This window comes from Undibacterium paludis (assembly GCF_022568815.1).
In the GTDB taxonomy this organism is placed as follows: Bacteria; Pseudomonadota; Gammaproteobacteria; order Burkholderiales; family Burkholderiaceae_D; genus Undibacterium.
Window position 1 is genome coordinate 16,392 of the sequence record NZ_JAKZHX010000010.1, and the last position, 14,678, is coordinate 31,069.

Annotated in this window: 16 protein-coding genes; 9 read left to right on the top strand and 7 right to left on the bottom strand. The window is 52.7% G+C overall.

What is annotated here, in order from left to right:
- Positions 1-27: 27 nt before the first annotated feature.
- The 5 genes from sppA to LZ463_RS17415 all read left to right on the top strand — a co-directional run bounded on the left by sppA (position 28) and on the right by LZ463_RS17415 (position 6,425).
- Positions 28-1,884: a signal peptide peptidase SppA gene (gene sppA / locus LZ463_RS17395; protein WP_241457082.1), complete on the top strand. Its 1,857-nt coding sequence runs from the start codon at positions 28-30 to the stop codon at positions 1,882-1,884.
- 207 nt (positions 1,885-2,091) lie between these two features.
- Positions 2,092-3,912: a CIA30 family protein gene (locus LZ463_RS17400; RefSeq protein ID WP_241457083.1), complete on the top strand. Its 1,821-nt coding sequence runs from the start codon at positions 2,092-2,094 to the stop codon at positions 3,910-3,912.
- A 39-nt stretch (positions 3,913-3,951) separates the two neighbouring features.
- Positions 3,952-5,079, top strand: coding sequence for a sensor histidine kinase (locus LZ463_RS17405; protein WP_241457084.1), 1,128 nt, complete (start codon positions 3,952-3,954; stop codon positions 5,077-5,079).
- A complete protein-coding gene (locus tag LZ463_RS17410) occupies positions 5,076-5,681 on the top strand; it encodes a response regulator transcription factor (protein WP_241457085.1) in 606 nt (201 codons plus the stop codon). The genes LZ463_RS17405 and LZ463_RS17410 overlap by 4 nt, the downstream gene beginning before the upstream one ends.
- A gap of 117 nt (positions 5,682-5,798) precedes the next feature.
- Entirely contained in the window at positions 5,799-6,425 is a 627-nt protein-coding gene (locus tag LZ463_RS17415; RefSeq protein ID WP_241457086.1) for a hypothetical protein, read from the top strand.
- A gap of 240 nt (positions 6,426-6,665) precedes the next feature.
- Here the strand turns inward: LZ463_RS17415 and LZ463_RS17420 are convergent, their stop codons facing one another.
- Positions 6,666-7,247, bottom strand: coding sequence for a YdeI/OmpD-associated family protein (locus LZ463_RS17420; RefSeq protein WP_241457087.1), 582 nt, complete (start codon positions 7,245-7,247; stop codon positions 6,666-6,668).
- A gap of 240 nt (positions 7,248-7,487) precedes the next feature.
- Here LZ463_RS17420 and LZ463_RS17425 point away from each other — a divergent pair, with 240 nt between their 5' ends.
- Positions 7,488-8,618: an acyltransferase family protein gene (locus LZ463_RS17425; protein WP_277624090.1), complete on the top strand. Its 1,131-nt coding sequence runs from the start codon at positions 7,488-7,490 to the stop codon at positions 8,616-8,618.
- A 23-nt stretch (positions 8,619-8,641) separates the two neighbouring features.
- Here the strand turns inward: LZ463_RS17425 and LZ463_RS17430 are convergent, their stop codons facing one another.
- Positions 8,642-9,190, bottom strand: coding sequence for a hypothetical protein (locus tag LZ463_RS17430; RefSeq protein ID WP_241457089.1), 549 nt, complete (start codon positions 9,188-9,190; stop codon positions 8,642-8,644).
- Between the two features lie 111 nt (positions 9,191-9,301).
- Between LZ463_RS17430 and LZ463_RS17435 the strand changes: the two genes are divergently transcribed.
- Both LZ463_RS17435 and LZ463_RS17440 read left to right on the top strand, forming a co-directional pair.
- Complete coding sequence (locus tag LZ463_RS17435; protein ID WP_241457090.1) at positions 9,302-10,228, top strand: AraC family transcriptional regulator; 927 nt, start codon at positions 9,302-9,304, stop codon at positions 10,226-10,228.
- A 58-nt stretch (positions 10,229-10,286) separates the two neighbouring features.
- Positions 10,287-10,748, top strand: a complete 462-nt coding sequence (locus LZ463_RS17440) for a NuoB/complex I 20 kDa subunit family protein (RefSeq protein WP_489686131.1) — start codon at positions 10,287-10,289, stop codon at positions 10,746-10,748.
- A gap of 40 nt (positions 10,749-10,788) precedes the next feature.
- Here LZ463_RS17440 and LZ463_RS17445 read toward each other — a convergent pair whose 3' ends face one another.
- Complete coding sequence (locus LZ463_RS17445; RefSeq protein WP_241457092.1) at positions 10,789-11,649, bottom strand: SDR family oxidoreductase; 861 nt, start codon at positions 11,647-11,649, stop codon at positions 10,789-10,791.
- A 57-nt stretch (positions 11,650-11,706) separates the two neighbouring features.
- Entirely contained in the window at positions 11,707-12,243 is a 537-nt protein-coding gene (locus LZ463_RS17450) for a nuclear transport factor 2 family protein (RefSeq protein WP_241457093.1), read from the bottom strand.
- An 85-nt stretch (positions 12,244-12,328) separates the two neighbouring features.
- Between LZ463_RS17450 and LZ463_RS17455 the strand changes: the two genes are divergently transcribed.
- Positions 12,329-12,733 carry a winged helix-turn-helix transcriptional regulator gene (locus LZ463_RS17455; protein WP_241457094.1) on the top strand — a complete coding sequence of 135 codons (405 nt, stop codon included), beginning with the start codon at positions 12,329-12,331 and terminating at the stop codon, positions 12,731-12,733.
- A gap of 46 nt (positions 12,734-12,779) precedes the next feature.
- Here LZ463_RS17455 and LZ463_RS17460 read toward each other — a convergent pair whose 3' ends face one another.
- The 3 genes from LZ463_RS17460 to pal all read right to left on the bottom strand — a co-directional run bounded on the left by LZ463_RS17460 (position 12,780) and on the right by pal (position 14,678).
- On the bottom strand, positions 12,780-13,121 hold the full coding sequence (locus LZ463_RS17460; RefSeq protein WP_241457095.1) for an NIPSNAP family protein: 342 nt from the start codon (positions 13,119-13,121) through the stop codon (positions 12,780-12,782).
- Positions 13,122-13,207: 86 nt separating this feature from the next.
- A complete protein-coding gene (locus LZ463_RS17465; RefSeq protein ID WP_241457096.1) occupies positions 13,208-14,047 on the bottom strand; it encodes a serine hydrolase in 840 nt (279 codons plus the stop codon).
- A gap of 106 nt (positions 14,048-14,153) precedes the next feature.
- Positions 14,154-14,678 carry a peptidoglycan-associated lipoprotein Pal gene (pal, locus tag LZ463_RS17470; protein WP_241457321.1) on the bottom strand — a complete coding sequence of 175 codons (525 nt, stop codon included), beginning with the start codon at positions 14,676-14,678 and terminating at the stop codon, positions 14,154-14,156.

Genomic DNA, 14,678 nt, shown 5'->3' on the forward strand with positions numbered 1-14,678 from the left:
TTACTGTTACATTAGGAAAATTTCGTCATGGCATTTACCCCAATAAGCTGGATAGGAAAAGGTTTCAAATACCTGTGGTCAGCACTGGATTTCAGCCGCAGGGTGTTTTTCAACCTGCTGATACTTGCTGTCCTGATTTTTATCATCATCAATCTGTTCAGCGGCGGGGTCAGGAAACTGGAAGACAAGACCGCCCTGATACTGGACCTCAAGGGCACACTGGTTGAGCAACATGCCAACAGCCCGCGCGAGGCACTGATCGCAGAGGCCAGGGGCGACGCCAAGAAAACCACGCAGTTGCGTGATGTACTGGCCGTACTGGACCAGGCATCCAAAGACCCGCAGATCAACAGCGTGGTCCTGCTGCTTGACGACCTCGGCGGCGCCGGGCTGGCCAGCCTGCGCGAGATCACGGCTGCCGTAGACCGCTTCAAAGCCAGCGGCAAAGCCGTGATTGCCTGGGGCTCCAGCTATGACCAGCGCCAGTACTACCTGGCATCGCATGCCAATGAAATCTACCTGCACCCCATGGGTACGGTAATGATCACTGGTTTTGGCAAATACCGGAATTACTATCGCGATGCACTCGACAAGTTCGGCGTGACGGTCACCGTACTCAAGGCCGGCAATTTCAAGAGCTTTGGCGAGCCTTATGTCGCCAACGCCCCATCGCCGGAAGCAGCCAAGGCGGATGCCTATCTGTACAATGGCTTGTGGAAAACCTATACCACCGACGTGGAAAAGGCACGCAAGCTGCCTGAAGGCGCGATCATGCAGGGCATCAATGACCTGGGCAAACTGCTCAAGGATGCCGGTGGTGACATTGCCAAGCTGGCCGTTAATGCAAAACTGGTCGACGGCCTGAAAACCCGCGACGAATTGCGTGAACTGATGATCAAGCGCGGTGTCAAGGATACGCAGCTCAAGACTTTCCGCCAGGTGCCGTTTGAAGAATACCTGGCCCGCATCAAACCCAAGGTTTTTGGTGATGCCGTTGGTGTCGTTATTGCAGCCGGTGAAATCAGTGAAGGCATGGCCCCACCGGGCTCTATCGGCGGCTTGTCCACGTCACAACTGATACGCAAGGCACGTGAAGACGACAGCATCAAGGCCGTCGTCTTGCGGGTTGATTCACCTGGCGGCAGCGCCTTTGGTTCCGAGCTGATACGCCGTGAACTGGAGCTGACCCGCAAGGCCGGCAAACCCGTGGTCGTCTCCATGGGTGACGTGGCGGCGTCGGGTGGCTACTGGATATCGATGGCGGCAGACGAAGTGATTGCAGATGAGGCGACGATTACCGGTTCCATCGGCGTCATCGCCATCCTGCCAACGGCAGACAAGGCCGCGGACAAACTGGGTGTGCACACGGCTGGTTCGCCGACCACCTGGCTGGCAGATCCATTCAACCCGCTGCGCCCCTTTAATAGCCGTTTTGCCGAACTCCTGCAAAGCAGTATTGACCATACCTACGGCGATTTCACGGCCAAGGCAGCAGCGGCACGCAAAACCACGCCGGAAAAAATCAATGAAGTGGCCCAGGGTCGTGTCTGGACTGGCACCCAGGCCAAGGAACGAGGCTTGATTGACACCATAGGCAACTTTGGTGATGCCTTGAAATCAGCCGCCACCCGCGGCAAGCTTGGCAATGACTATCGCATCAGTTATATAGAACGCGAACCATCCAAGTTTGACCGACTGTTGAGCATCTTCGACGCCAAGATCGCCAGTGTCGTACATGAGCAGTTCAAATTGGCCAGCGCCACCAGCGGCCTGCCACCGGCAGCAGCGAGCCAGGTTCTGTCTGACCTGACCTGGCTGGCGGAAGCCAACAAGGAAGGCAAAGGCTTTACCGCCCTCACCCATTGCCTGTGTACAGCACCTTAGAGCCTGTTGACGATCTCTAGCGAGCCGACAGACAAATCCCGCAGCAATGCGGGATTTTTTTTGCCGCCCCGCCCGCACAATTGGCAGATTGGCAGGCACTTGACATCAGCACATGACAAATGTCATATGAAAGTCATGGCATTTGCTTCTGTTTCAACATGCATGCAAGCGACATAATGCACGCATCCAAACACAAGGACTTCCGTCATGATCAAAACAAGCATTACACTGGCCCTGGCAGCAATCACAGGCATTACTCATTTGCCGGCAACCGCCGCCAGTTTCCTGGTTGAACACGTACGTGTGTTCGATGGAGAGAAAATCCAGCAGGATAAAAACGTGCTGATCGCTGACGGCAAAATCCAGGACATCAACTTTAAAGGTAAGGCTGCTGCCGGTGTCAGCATCATCAATGGCCAGGGCCGCACCCTGCTGCCAGGGCTGATTGACGCCCATGTGCATGCCTACCAGCACCAGGAACTACCCCTGATGTATGGCGTCACTACGCAGATAGACATGTTCACTGCCGTCCCCCTGATGCAGGAAATGAATGCCAAAATGCAAAAAGGTGAGAATCATGACCGTGCCGACCTGATTTCTGCAGGCGTGCTGGCAACTGCACCCGGCGGCCATGGTACAGAGTATGGTTTCCCCATCCCTACCCTGACCAAGCCGGAAGAAGCGCAGGCCTGGGTGGATGCCAGGATTGCCGAAGGTTCGCACTTCATCAAGATCGTTCTCGAACATGGCAGCGACAAACATGCTATCAATACTCTCGACAATGCCACCCTCACTGCCCTGGTCAAGGCGGCCCATCTGCGCCATAAACTGGCCGTGGTGCACGTGGGTACGCTGCAAGAAGCCAATGATGCCTTGAACGCCGGTGCAGATGGCCTGGTGCATTTATTCGTGGGTAAGCAGATAGCTGACAAGGATTTGCATGACCTGGTCGCCCTGACCAAGTCCAGACGTGCTTTCGTTATCCCCACTTTCAGCGTGCTGGAAAGCATAGCCGGCGTCAAAGAAAACGATGTGCTGCAAGACAAGCGCATGATGGCCCTGCTAAAAAAAGCGCAATTGCAACCACTCAATACGCCATATGGGGCGCAAGCCAGCCCGGACTTGTTGTCCGTCCCCAACAAGGTGACAGCTGCCATGCATGCGGCGGGCATACCGATACTGGCTGGTACCGATGCAGGCAATTCCGGCACCCAGTATGGGGTCAGCCTGCATCATGAACTGAACGCCCTGGTCAAGGCGGGCCTGAAGCCACTGGCAGCACTGGCATCGGCCACCTCCGTACCAGCTGCCGCCTTTGGTCTCAAGGATCGTGGCAGGATAGCCAAGGGCTACAAGGCAGACCTGGTGCTGGTGGAAGGTGAGCCGGACATGGACGTCAGCCAGGCGCGCAATATCGTCGAAGTATGGAAGGATGGTGACAAGGTTACAACCCAACGCGAAGAACAGCGTCAACTGGTCACCAAAGAAATTGTACAAAAAACCGTTCAGATTCAAATGCCGGCGGATGGCCGTATAGGTCTGTTCAGCAAGGAAAAACTGGCCAGCCCGTTCGGTTTTGGCTGGTATCCGGCAGATGACTCCCGCATGGGCGGCAAGTCACAGATAGAAATCAAGCTGGCGGAAGAAGTGCCGGACGCCCCGAACAGGCAACCGGTATTGTCGGTCAGCGCCAGCATCAGGCCCGGCTTTGCCTACCCCTGGGCAGGACTGACCTTCTTCCCGGGCGAGGCGCCGATGGATGCGGCGGACCTGAGTGCGGCGAATGTATTGAAATTCAGGGTCAAGGGCGATGGCAAGGACTATAGCGTGGGCATCAGCGTCAAAGGTAATTACATCCCTGTTTCAGTCCCTTTCAGGGCAAGCGAAGAATGGAGGGAAGTCAGCATTCCTTTCAGCAAGTTCAAGGACCTGGACCCCAGCATCATCACCATCATCGGCTTCAATGCCGGGCCGCAAACCGGGGAATATCGTTTTCAGATTGCGGACATACGCCTTTTGAAGGAATAATGCGCAGCATTCTGTAAAAATCGCACCCAAGGTGAAGCCGTGTCAGCAAAACTACAATCCATCTTATCTTTCCCCTGGGTGCCGTCACGCTATGGCAAGGCGCCTTATTTCTGGCTGCTATCCTTTGTCATCATGGGCTGGAAATACCTGTATGTTAAACCCGGATCTACAGAACTTCCCCTTTTACTGGCCTGCATCCTGGTCTTTCTACCAATCTACTTTTATAGCTTCTGGCAAACCGCGAGCTGGCGCATTTATGCCAGTATCACACTGATTTGCACCATGGGTATAGTCTGGGCTCCCTACAATTACGGCAGCTCCACCTTCTGTATTTTTGCCGCTACCATGTGTTCACGCCTGCCGGACTCAAAGCGTGCATATATGTGCCTGCTGAGTATTGGCCTGGTCATTGGCATCGCCAGCTACCTCATGGATCTGACCACCATGTTCTGGGTACCCGCCCTGATCTTCAGCATCGCCAGTGGTGCTGGCGCCATCATCGGCGAACGTCTGACCCGCAGCAATGAAAGCCTGTTGAAAAAACAGGAAGAAGTTGAATACCTGGCCGCCCTGGCAGAACGTGAACGCATTGCCAGGGACCTGCATGACCTGCTCGGCCATACACTGTCCGTGATCACCCTCAAGGCTGAACTGGCGGGCAAGCTGCAGGAACGGAATCCGGCGGCCTGCAAAAAAGAGATCAATGACATTGAACACACCGCCAGACAGGCATTGGCTGAAGTACGTGCGGCAGTCATTGGTTACCGCGCCACAGGCCTGGGCCATGAGCTGGAATCGGCAAAAAATGCGCTGGATGCGGCACAAGTCAACCTTATTACCGATGTAAAGCAATTCACCATGCCGCACGCCGTTGAAAATGTACTGGCGCTTGCCCTGCGTGAAGCTGTCACCAATATCATCCGCCATGCCCAGGCCAGCCAATGCCAGATAAGCCTCAGCATGGAAAAAACGAACGCCATCATGAAAATCAGTGACAATGGCATCGCAGACCAGACAAAAATGCTGTTGAAAGGCAGCGGGCTCAAAGGCATGAACGAGCGTGTGCAAGCCCTGGGCGGCAATTTACAGATCAGCAGCAGAACAGATACTTCAGGCTTGCAGATAGATATATCGCTGCCTGTCCATGAAAAGAAAGAAAAACCATGATACGCATCATCATTGCAGAAGATCAGGCCCTGGTATCAGGCGCCCTGGCCGCATTATTGGGGCTTGAAGACGACATAGAAGTCGTAGGCCTGGCGAAGAATGGCCAGGAAGCGCTCAGCCTGTGCGAAAAAGAAGCACCTGACGTCGTCATCACCGACATAGAAATGCCCATCATGACGGGCCTGGAACTGGCCGCCGCGATAGCAGAAAAAAAACTCAACAGCAAAGTCATCGTCCTGACCACCTTTGCCCGCACCGGTTACCTGCGTCGCGCCATGGCCAGCGGTGTGCGCGGCTATATGCTCAAAGACGCACCGGCTGAAGCACTGGCAACGGCTATACGCACCGTCCACACCGGAGGGCGCGCAATTGCACCCGAACTGGCCATGGAAAGCTGGAGTGGCGAACAAGACCCGCTCAGCGAGCGTGAACGCCAGGTTCTGCGTCTGGCCGGCAGCGGTTCCACCAGCACAGAAATCGCCAAGATCATGCACCTGTCAGAAGGCACCGTACGCAATTACCTGTCAGAAGCGATCAGCAAGCTCAATGCCAAGAACCGGGTCGAGGCGTTCAGGCTGGCGCGCGACCAGGGCTGGTTATGAATGCACATCAGTCTTATGACAGACTGATGCGCAGGAAAATTTTCGGCGATCCAAATGCATCTGTCCGTGGTCAGCTTATCCTTTCCAAGATTGATACCCTCAACAAACGAGTTCGCAATGAAAAACCTCATCCTGGTATTTTCCCTTTGCCTGCCCTTGATATGCCACGCTGATGACAGGTCCAGGGAAGAACGGGTGGACAGTCTGCGTAACGCCGCCATGAATAGATTTGAACAACATCATGACAGGCGCAACGCCCTGCGGCTCAACAGACAGGCAATCAGGCTGGCACGTCAACTGCCGGAAACCAACTGGCGCACCATAGAGAATTATGATGATGCTGGTCTGTATTACTATGACAGTCGCAAATGGAAACTATCAGCGCAACACCAGGCAATTGCTGTACTGCTGGCCTGCAATATGCCAGAAAGCGGCGCCATGTTTGCCACCTATGTAAAACGCCTTGGCTTTGCCTTTGCCAAATACCGGCCAGCACAAGACTTCGATGCCATAGCTGCCAACCCGCTGCTGCTGTTGCAGGACCTGCCGCTGAACCTGCGCAGTAATTTTGATCTAAGGCGTCGCTACTTCAACACCATCAAATTGAAACCCACTGGCAGCAACCAGCAGCCACGGTATCTGTATCGTCTGAGAAAGGAGCAACTGCCTGATAGTTGCTACATCCGCTCGGCCGACAAAGAACCTGAAACCAACGAGCAGGGAAACAGCTCTTCAGAACCATAGTGGACTGTAACAGTGAAATCGGAGTGCCTGCCATGCGCGCGACGATCATGGCTGCGTTGCAAATACGCGCGACAACCCTGCTATCGCTTTGCTTAGTTGTCAAAACCTTGCCTTGCCCTGATACGCCGGGTGCATGTCTTCACTCTCGATTCCACTGTTACAGCCCACTGCAATGGCCGTTACGGGCCGGGAATGAAAACAGATGCGGGTAAATCTGGTCATCTTGCCGACCTGTCAGATCTACTGATCGTTCAAGCCTTTACCATCGAGTATACCCTGCATGCACTTCTCGACCCTGGCGATGCGGGTCTTGGCCTGTTTTGGCGCAGCAAAGTGCAGAAGATAAGCCCTTTGTCGCCCAGGGGTCAAGGCGTCAAAGGCAGCCTTCAGGGCAGGGAGTTCATCGAGCTTGCTCTGGAATTCTTCAGCAACCGCGAATTCCTCTGTAGTTTTGAACGGCACTTGCGCACCAGATTTCTCTATCGCTATCGCTTCTTTGACATAAGACTTCAAAGTGGCTTTCATCTTGACGATTTCATCGGTACTGGTAAAGCGTATCTGGCGTGCCGACTGGACATTCTCGGTTTGCGTAACGAGTATGCCCTTGGCATCCTTGAGCAAAACGCCTTTGAAAAACAGCAGCGCACAGTATTCTTTAAATCCATGGATCAAGACCACGTTACCATCCTGGAAGGTGTAGCAGGGAACACCCCATTTCAGTTCTTCCGTCAGTTGGCAATCCAGCAGTATTTCTCTTAATTTCGCTGATTCTTCCTGCCAGTTTTTAATCTTGCCCAGATAAGCATCGACCTGAGGATTCATTGATCTGATTCCATGAATTGAAGTGGAGACGAAGTTCATTTACCCTGTTTACAAAAACAGGCGCGACGCATCAATATCATTGCATTATCAACCACTTTTATCGACAGATCAATACGGCACTGCGCAACGCACGATTCTCAGGACGCCCTGGATCTACCAGAGAGGCTGCTTCATCCGTGGGTCAGGGGATAGTGATACCATTGCCGATTATTTTTCAATACGCATTGTCGATACACCTGCATGAGTCAAGCTTCCAAGCGTTACCTTTACGCCAATCAACTTCGTGGATGCGCTGCATTGCTCGTGTTGCTGTCCCATTGGCTAGGCGTCTACTGGGGCATGCGTGAACTGGTCGCAGCATACACCGCCTCACCGGTCCAGACCGGCCCCAATCCAATGGCATATCAACTGGTATCCATCAATCCGGAATTTGGTCTTGGTCCTCTGGGAGTCTCCATTTTCTTTTTGATCAGTGGTTTTGTCATCCCCTTTTCTTTGGAAAAAAACTCTCGCAGCTCTTTCATGCTGGCCAGGGTGTTCAGAATCTTCCCTACTTACTGGACTGGCATGCTGGTCAGCCTTGGTGCGGTCTGGCTATCCGGTCTATATTGGGGAAACAGGCCCAATTGGGATGTCAAAACCGTCGTCGCCAATGCCTTCCTATGTCATGACCTGCTTGGCATTCCCACCACCGATCTGGTGAACTGGACGCTGGCAATCGAATTAAAGTTTTATATCGTGATTGCCCTATTGAGTGCATTCATACGCGAGGGAAAGATTCTTGCCCTGTTTGCGCTCTCTGCATTCTTCCTGCTCTTCAATTGCCTACTGGATAGGCTGACGCCCGGTTCAAGTCCAGCCGCCCTGCTCATCATCTTGCAAGCTTTGGCGACAGCGTCCGTATATATACAGTTCATGCTGATTGGTATCTTCTTTTATCATGCCAGCCGGGGAAGGCTCTCAACTGTCAGGCTTGCAGTGTGTGTACTCACACAATTGTTTCTGTTTGCATTGACCTGGAAATATAGTCCCATCAATGGACAATTCCCTGTAGTGCCCAAAATTTACGGATGGGGCTTGCTGATATTTACGCTGGCTTATCTGCTCCAGCACAAATTCCATCCAAACCGTGCAATAGACTGGTTGGCCGATATCAGCTTTCCTTTGTATGCCATCCACGGCCTGACTGGCTATGTCCTCATAAAACTGTTGCTACAAACAGGAATGAGCTTCAACTTTGCCGCCCTGCTGAGTTTCGCGTTAGTCAGTGCCCTTGCTTTTCTTTTACATCGAACGACAGAATTACCAAGCCTCGTTATCGGCAAACGTCTGGCGCAAACCTTGATGCGCAGGAAAAATTTGAATGAATAGAGCGCAGGCCGGTGAGCCAGGTCTTACAGAAAATCCAGGGCGCACAGGTAATCATAAAAGGCCTGCTTGTTTTGCCTGGTCTCATTTGGGTAGCGCTGCATCAGCAAGCCATAAGCCTGTTGTAATTTCTGGCTGGCCTGCTGTACTTCTGGTGTGAAAGCATTATCTGCCTTTGATGAACCCTGTTTTTCAAGCAGCTTCTTTTCCAAGTAGGCTTGCTGTCCCTGTATGGCCTGCAATATCAGACCCTGTACTGGTTTAAGTTCTGGCAAGGTGCTCATGGTGTTACCAGCATCGATCACTGCCTTATAACCTGACAGCAAACGCTTGAGTTCAACCAGGTTACCGGCCTTGTATGCTTGCCAGCTTTCTACGCGCAAGACCATGGCCTTGTCAGACCAGGTCAGCAACTGTTTCAGGCTGGCGGCCTGGGTGGTGGTGAGTGCAGACTTGCCTGCGTCGAATACCGTGCGCTGATGCGGGATTGCTGCATACGCAGCTTCCACATCCATGGCGTGGGCACAGCTTGCCGTCAAAAAAGTCAGGGTAAAAACAAGAGCAGGAATTTTCATATACAATTTTGCGTGCATAAAGTAAGTGTCATTTTATAACGTCATTGCCCTGTTATTGTTGTCATATCCATGTACCCGGCAAGTACTCAATAAATGTCTGACAAATGTCCAATGAATGCCCAATATGCGGGCCTGGAGATGATGATCCCCAATCCCCCTGAAGTCAACCTGGCCAGTCACCTCAGCTTCGCACCTCAGCCATTGCTGGCTGACATATGCATGCATTTTCTGGCAAAGGAGGTGCCCTCCTGCTGGTATACCGTGCCTGCCAGTCCGCTCCCCATGTTGATCTTTATTCTCAGTGGAAGCGTCGAGATGCACGACGGGCAGAACCTGCCACGCATGACGGTTCTTGGCGCCAGCCGTAAACATTACAGGGGCAAGGCAGAACCTGGCTCCTGCTTTGTCTCAACGGCCATTTTGCCCGGCAAACTCAGCAGCCTGCTTGGCTTTCCTATAGAAGAATTCACTAACCTGATTATTGATTTCAATGATATCTTGCCACTTTCGGTTTGCAATGAACTAAGCGATAAACTGCATGCAGCCAAAGATATCAACGGCAAAGTCCATGCCCTGCAAGACATGCTGGTACGCCTGCGCCTGTCAGAAAAGCGTTACCAGGCCCCGCTTGTCCTGCCACCTCACTGGTTAAACGAATCTTCAGGAGAATTGGCCACTCGCCTGGGTGTGGGTACGCGTCAGTTTGAAAGACGTTTCCTGGCCACTTATGGCCAGAGCCTGCGCAGCTACAAGCAACAAATCCGCCTGGGTAAATCGCTGCTGCATCTGATGCTGGGTCAACTGCCCACCACCAGCTGGGCAGAGTGCGCCCTCATTTTTGGCTATGCAGACCAGGCGCATATGACACGGGATTTTCTGCGGTTTTGCGGGCATACGCCAGCAAAACTCATGCACGGCATCAGTGAACGAGACCCTGCTTTATGGGCTTTTTGCTTTGCCGGGACGGAAATAAAGAAACTGTTTATTCCGAACGACGATATGGATGTCGTTTCGGTTCAAGACCAGGTTCTTGCCTGAATCCATAATCGCTCCATCTCAAAGAGGAGTCGCATTCATGGAAGAGCAAACAGGTTTCATGCAGGATTCATACATTCTGACTACCGTCAACGATATGATGAACAAGGTACAGAGCAACAGCCTGTGGTACCTGTCTTTTGGTCTTGCCTGCTGTGCGGTGGAGATGATGCAGGCGGCCAGTGCCCGTTATGACATGGACCGCTTCGGCTTCATCCCGCGTGCCAGCCCGCGTCAGGCCGACCTGATGATCGTTGCCGGCACCCTGACCAACAAAATGGCCCCCGCCCTGCGCAAGGTATATGACCAGATGGCTGAGCCGCGTTATGTGATATCCATGGGCTCCTGCGCCAACGGCGGCGGTTATTATCATTATTCTTATTCCGTAGTGCGAGGCTGCGACCGTGTCGTACCGGTCGACATCTATGTACCAGGTTGCCCACCCACTGCCGAAGCCCTGATTTATGGCTTGATCCAGTTGCAGAACAAGATCAAGCGCAGCAATACCATAACCAGGGTCTGAGCTTCACAAGCCGTTTCAACACACCCGTGTCTGATGATTGTCAAGTCTGGGATGACAGATACGCTTTCAGTACAGTTTGCAGTGCTGTCGTGGGCCGCTGTATCAGTCTGCTCAATTGCCTGCCAGGTTCGTACAGACCACCTTGTGCAGCGCCACTGTCTGACTGCGCCAGCATATGTGCAAAACCTGGCGGCACACCGAAAGATATCAGCATGTTCTTATAATCAGGCTCTGAAAAATTGACATAGCTGACTGATTTACCCGACAGTTCTGACACGCTTGCTGCCAGTTCGCTCAGGGTGAATGCCTGGTCGCCGCCCAGTTCATGGATCTGTCCTTCTTGTTCTTTAGTAGTCAGCACTGCGGCGGCGGCAGCGGCAAAGTCAGCCCTCGAAGCTGCCGAAAATTTTGCATCGCCTGCGGCGCCAAGCACTTTGCCGGTTTCCAGCGCCGTACTGATCGCAGGAAAATAATTCTCGATATACCAGCCATTGCGCAAGAACGTAAATGGTATGCCGCTGTCACGTATCAGGCGTTCGGTCTCCACATGTTCTTTGGCCAGCAGCAGTGGTGAAGTGTCTGCATGCAAAATGCTGGTATAGGCAAGCAAGGCGACGCCGGCTTTCTTGGCTGCCTCGATGACATTGCGATGCTGCTCCAGCCTTTGGCCTACCTCGCTTGATGAAATCAGCAGCAGCTTATCAATGCCCTCAAGCGCACTGCCCAGGCTGTCTGCCTGCCCGTAATCACCCTGGCGGACCTGTACGCCGCTGGCCCGCAGTTTTTCCGCCTTGGCTGTATCCCTGACGATGGCCACAATCTCTCCGGCCGGTACCGTATTCATCAAAGCCTGTATGACCAGGCTACCCAGTTGTCCGTTTGCACCTGTCACTGCAATCATGATTCATCCCCTTGTTTCATCAATTTCTTTAATCTGTTTCTTCAGTCAATTTCCAGCTCAGTTTTTAAGAGCGGAATCCCAATGCTCGTCGGCCTTGCCATCAACAATCCGCCAGGTGTCGAACCAGGTCGTGGTATACAAAAGCTGTCCGGTCGCCTTGTCCTTCACTGGCAAGGGGTACATGACTGTCACCAGGTCACCTTCGGCAATAACGGCCGCAATGGGGGTTGCCATTTTTTCCGGTATGGGTTTGGCCTTGACCTTTCTTACCTCGACAAAATACCTGACTACGCCATCCCTGCCGGAAGCCGCATTCGGGTTATGCTGTATATAACGTTGCGACAGATACTTGTCTGCCAGCTCCCAATGCCCGGCTTCAAGCAAATCTTTGACGATGTGGTATACCACCTGCTTGTTGGCATGCAGTACTGGATCGCTGCTGCTAAACAAGGCTTCTGGCCGGTCGACAGCAAGCACGGGCTCTTGTGCGTAACTGCTTTGCATAGTGACAGCGATGCTCAACATGCTCAGTGCCAGCACACCAAGGGCACTGAGCCGACCAGGTCTTGAAGCATGGCGAAAACTGTTTTTCATGGGATAGTCTCTCCTTTTTCAGTGTAGTTACCGATAAGGTCTATAATAGAGACTAAGTCTATATATTGTAAGGAGGCAGTTTTTCGTGACAAGGTTACCTGAAGTGAACCAGGTCAGGCGCGAAGGTCTGGCGTCTGACTTTGACCCCGAACTGTGCCCGGTTCGGAATGTGCTCGACCATATCAGCACCAAATGGACGCCGCTGATCCTGCTGACTTTGCAGTCCGGGCCGCTGCGCTTTGCCCAATTGCACAAACAGATTCCCGATATTTCCAAACGCATGCTGACACAATCTTTGCGTGACCTGGAACGCGATGGTTTGTTGAGCCGCAAAGTATTCCCGACCAAACCACCCAGTGTTGAATATGAATTGACCGAAATGGGCACCTCTGTCATGGCCCCCATGAATGCCCTGGTCCACTGGGCAAAAACAAATTTCGAGAAGATCAGACTCTCAAGACAGTCTTTCGATCATGCTGGCGGGCTGTAATATTGAGGCTGGATAAATCCCGGCATGCTCATTCATTCAGCAAGAGTCAAACCTTGTTCAATTCGCGCATGCTGTCTATCCCCTCTTCCGACAGCCAGACCAGGGTATTGACGTAGCTGACAATGCGGTCCACCAATTCTGCCCTGGGGCCGTTTTTCCATTCACTGGAGCTGTAAAAGGCATCTTGTTCCTGCTCAAGTGCTGCGCGGCTGGCATAGGAGCGTATCAGGTAATAAGCCGCTTCTTCATGGTCAGAATGACCGTAGGCAACCACGTCCATGTTCCTGTCCCTGAGCATGGGGACAGCCATTGTATGGACAGCATGATGAAAATCCCCGGCAGTACCGGGTTTGAGGCGGTAAGTACGAATTTCGAGCAAACGGGGCATGGCATGACCTGTCAATATCGGGAAGAAATCAACATGTTAGCATCGTGTGAATATTGCCCGACGATGAAGCACATCGTGGTCAACAATCAATGACGACGCCGCCTGTGTCGCGCTGCAATCCTGGGCCTTGCTTCTTCTTTGTAACCCAGTAATTTCCCTATATTCAAGGCATCCATCCAGCGTGCAGAACCTGCCCCGGCATTAAGCAGGACCATGGTAGCCTTCTTGCCGGCGAGTTTGACACGCATGATCAGGCAGCGCCCCGCTTCATTGGTGAAACCGGTCTTGGACAGAAGTATGTCCCAGCCTTTTCTGCCGACCAGGCGATTGGTATTATGAAATTCGCGGGTGCGACCATTTTTCAGCTCTACGCTGTCTTCACTGTCTGTCGTGATATCGGTAATGGCGGGATAGCGTGACGCAGCCTGGGCCAGTTTGACCAGGTCAGTGGCGGTCGACGTGTTTTCCGGCGACAGGCCGGTTGCCTCCTTGATGGAAGTGTTCTGCATGCCCAGTGCCTGCAACTTGGCCTTGACTGCGGCAAGAAAAGCCTGGTTACCACCAGGATAGGTACGCGCCAGTGCAGCAGCAGTGCGGTTATCGGACGACATCAGCGCCAGTTGCAAGGCTTCCCTGCGTGTCAGGGTGCTGCCAACCGGCACGTGCGAAGTACTATGTTTGATCTGGTCCTTGTCGCCTTCTTCGATGGAGATTTTTTCATCCATACTGGCTTTGCTGTCGAGCACCACCATGGCCGTCATCAGCTTGGTCAGTGACGCAATAGGAACGACATTTGCTGCATTTTTTTCCAGCAAGACCTTGCCGCTACTGTCATCGACAACGATGGCATTTTGAGAATTCAATTGCATGGCAGCCAGGCTGCCACTGTAAAACGCCAGAACCAGAACAAGCTTACGTATCAACATCGGGGTACTTCTATTTTTTTGTCACGAGAAAAACCAGACTGCCACATATCTGGACAAGAAGCTATCTTACGTCAATTGCAGCCAGTCTGGTTTAGCAAGGCAGTACTTATTTGGCAGAATACAGGATGTCTGCACGACGGTTTTGCGCCCATGCAGCTTCATCACTGCCTGTTGCTCTTGGTTTTTCCTTGCCCAGGGATACTGCTTCCATCTGTGCTTCTGGTACGCCGAGCAACGCCATGGATTTGCGCACGGCTTCAGCACGCTTCTGACCCAGCGCCAGATTGTATTCACGGCCACCACGTTCGTCGGTATTACCCTGGATCAGGATTTTTTTACCCTTGTTGGCGGTAAGATTCTTGGCATTGCCATCAACGACACTGGCGTATTCAGTTTTGACGACGTATTGGTCAAAGTCGAAGTAGACACTGTTCTTGGCGGCAGACTCATCGAAACCTTTCTTGGTCACGTCCAATTGTGTCACGCCCTGACCTTTGTTCTTGTCGTCATCCTGTTTTTTAGCGACGACATTTTCCTGTTGCTTGACCTCGGCCTTTGGTACAGGCGTAGAGCAGGCAGTGGCCAGGACTGCGATAGCGACCAGGCTGGCAGTGGTTTTGATGGTATTCAT

What these genes read in the sequence shown, in the direction of transcription:
- LZ463_RS17460 (WP_241457095.1), bottom strand. Translation starts at nt 13,121, where the DNA reads ATGCCCCGTTTGCTCGAAATTCGTACTTACCGCCTCAAACCCGGTACT.
- LZ463_RS17425 (WP_277624090.1), top strand. Translation starts at nt 7,488, where the DNA reads ATGAGTCAAGCTTCCAAGCGTTACCTTTACGCCAATCAACTTCGTGGA.
- LZ463_RS17450 (WP_241457093.1), bottom strand. Translation starts at nt 12,243, where the DNA reads ATGAAAAACAGTTTTCGCCATGCTTCAAGACCTGGTCGGCTCAGTGCC.
- LZ463_RS17415 (WP_241457086.1), top strand. Translation starts at nt 5,799, where the DNA reads ATGAAAAACCTCATCCTGGTATTTTCCCTTTGCCTGCCCTTGATATGC.
- LZ463_RS17440 (WP_489686131.1), top strand. Translation starts at nt 10,287, where the DNA reads ATGCAGGATTCATACATTCTGACTACCGTCAACGATATGATGAACAAG.
- LZ463_RS17435 (WP_241457090.1), top strand. Translation starts at nt 9,302, where the DNA reads ATGAATGCCCAATATGCGGGCCTGGAGATGATGATCCCCAATCCCCCT.
- LZ463_RS17410 (WP_241457085.1), top strand. Translation starts at nt 5,076, where the DNA reads ATGATACGCATCATCATTGCAGAAGATCAGGCCCTGGTATCAGGCGCC.
- LZ463_RS17445 (WP_241457092.1), bottom strand. Translation starts at nt 11,649, where the DNA reads ATGATTGCAGTGACAGGTGCAAACGGACAACTGGGTAGCCTGGTCATA.
- sppA (WP_241457082.1), top strand. Translation starts at nt 28, where the DNA reads ATGGCATTTACCCCAATAAGCTGGATAGGAAAAGGTTTCAAATACCTG.
- LZ463_RS17465 (WP_241457096.1), bottom strand. Translation starts at nt 14,047, where the DNA reads ATGTTGATACGTAAGCTTGTTCTGGTTCTGGCGTTTTACAGTGGCAGC.
- LZ463_RS17400 (WP_241457083.1), top strand. Translation starts at nt 2,092, where the DNA reads ATGATCAAAACAAGCATTACACTGGCCCTGGCAGCAATCACAGGCATT.
- LZ463_RS17430 (WP_241457089.1), bottom strand. Translation starts at nt 9,190, where the DNA reads ATGAAAATTCCTGCTCTTGTTTTTACCCTGACTTTTTTGACGGCAAGC.
- LZ463_RS17420 (WP_241457087.1), bottom strand. Translation starts at nt 7,247, where the DNA reads ATGAATCCTCAGGTCGATGCTTATCTGGGCAAGATTAAAAACTGGCAG.
- pal (WP_241457321.1), bottom strand. Translation starts at nt 14,678, where the DNA reads ATGAATACCATCAAAACCACTGCCAGCCTGGTCGCTATCGCAGTCCTG.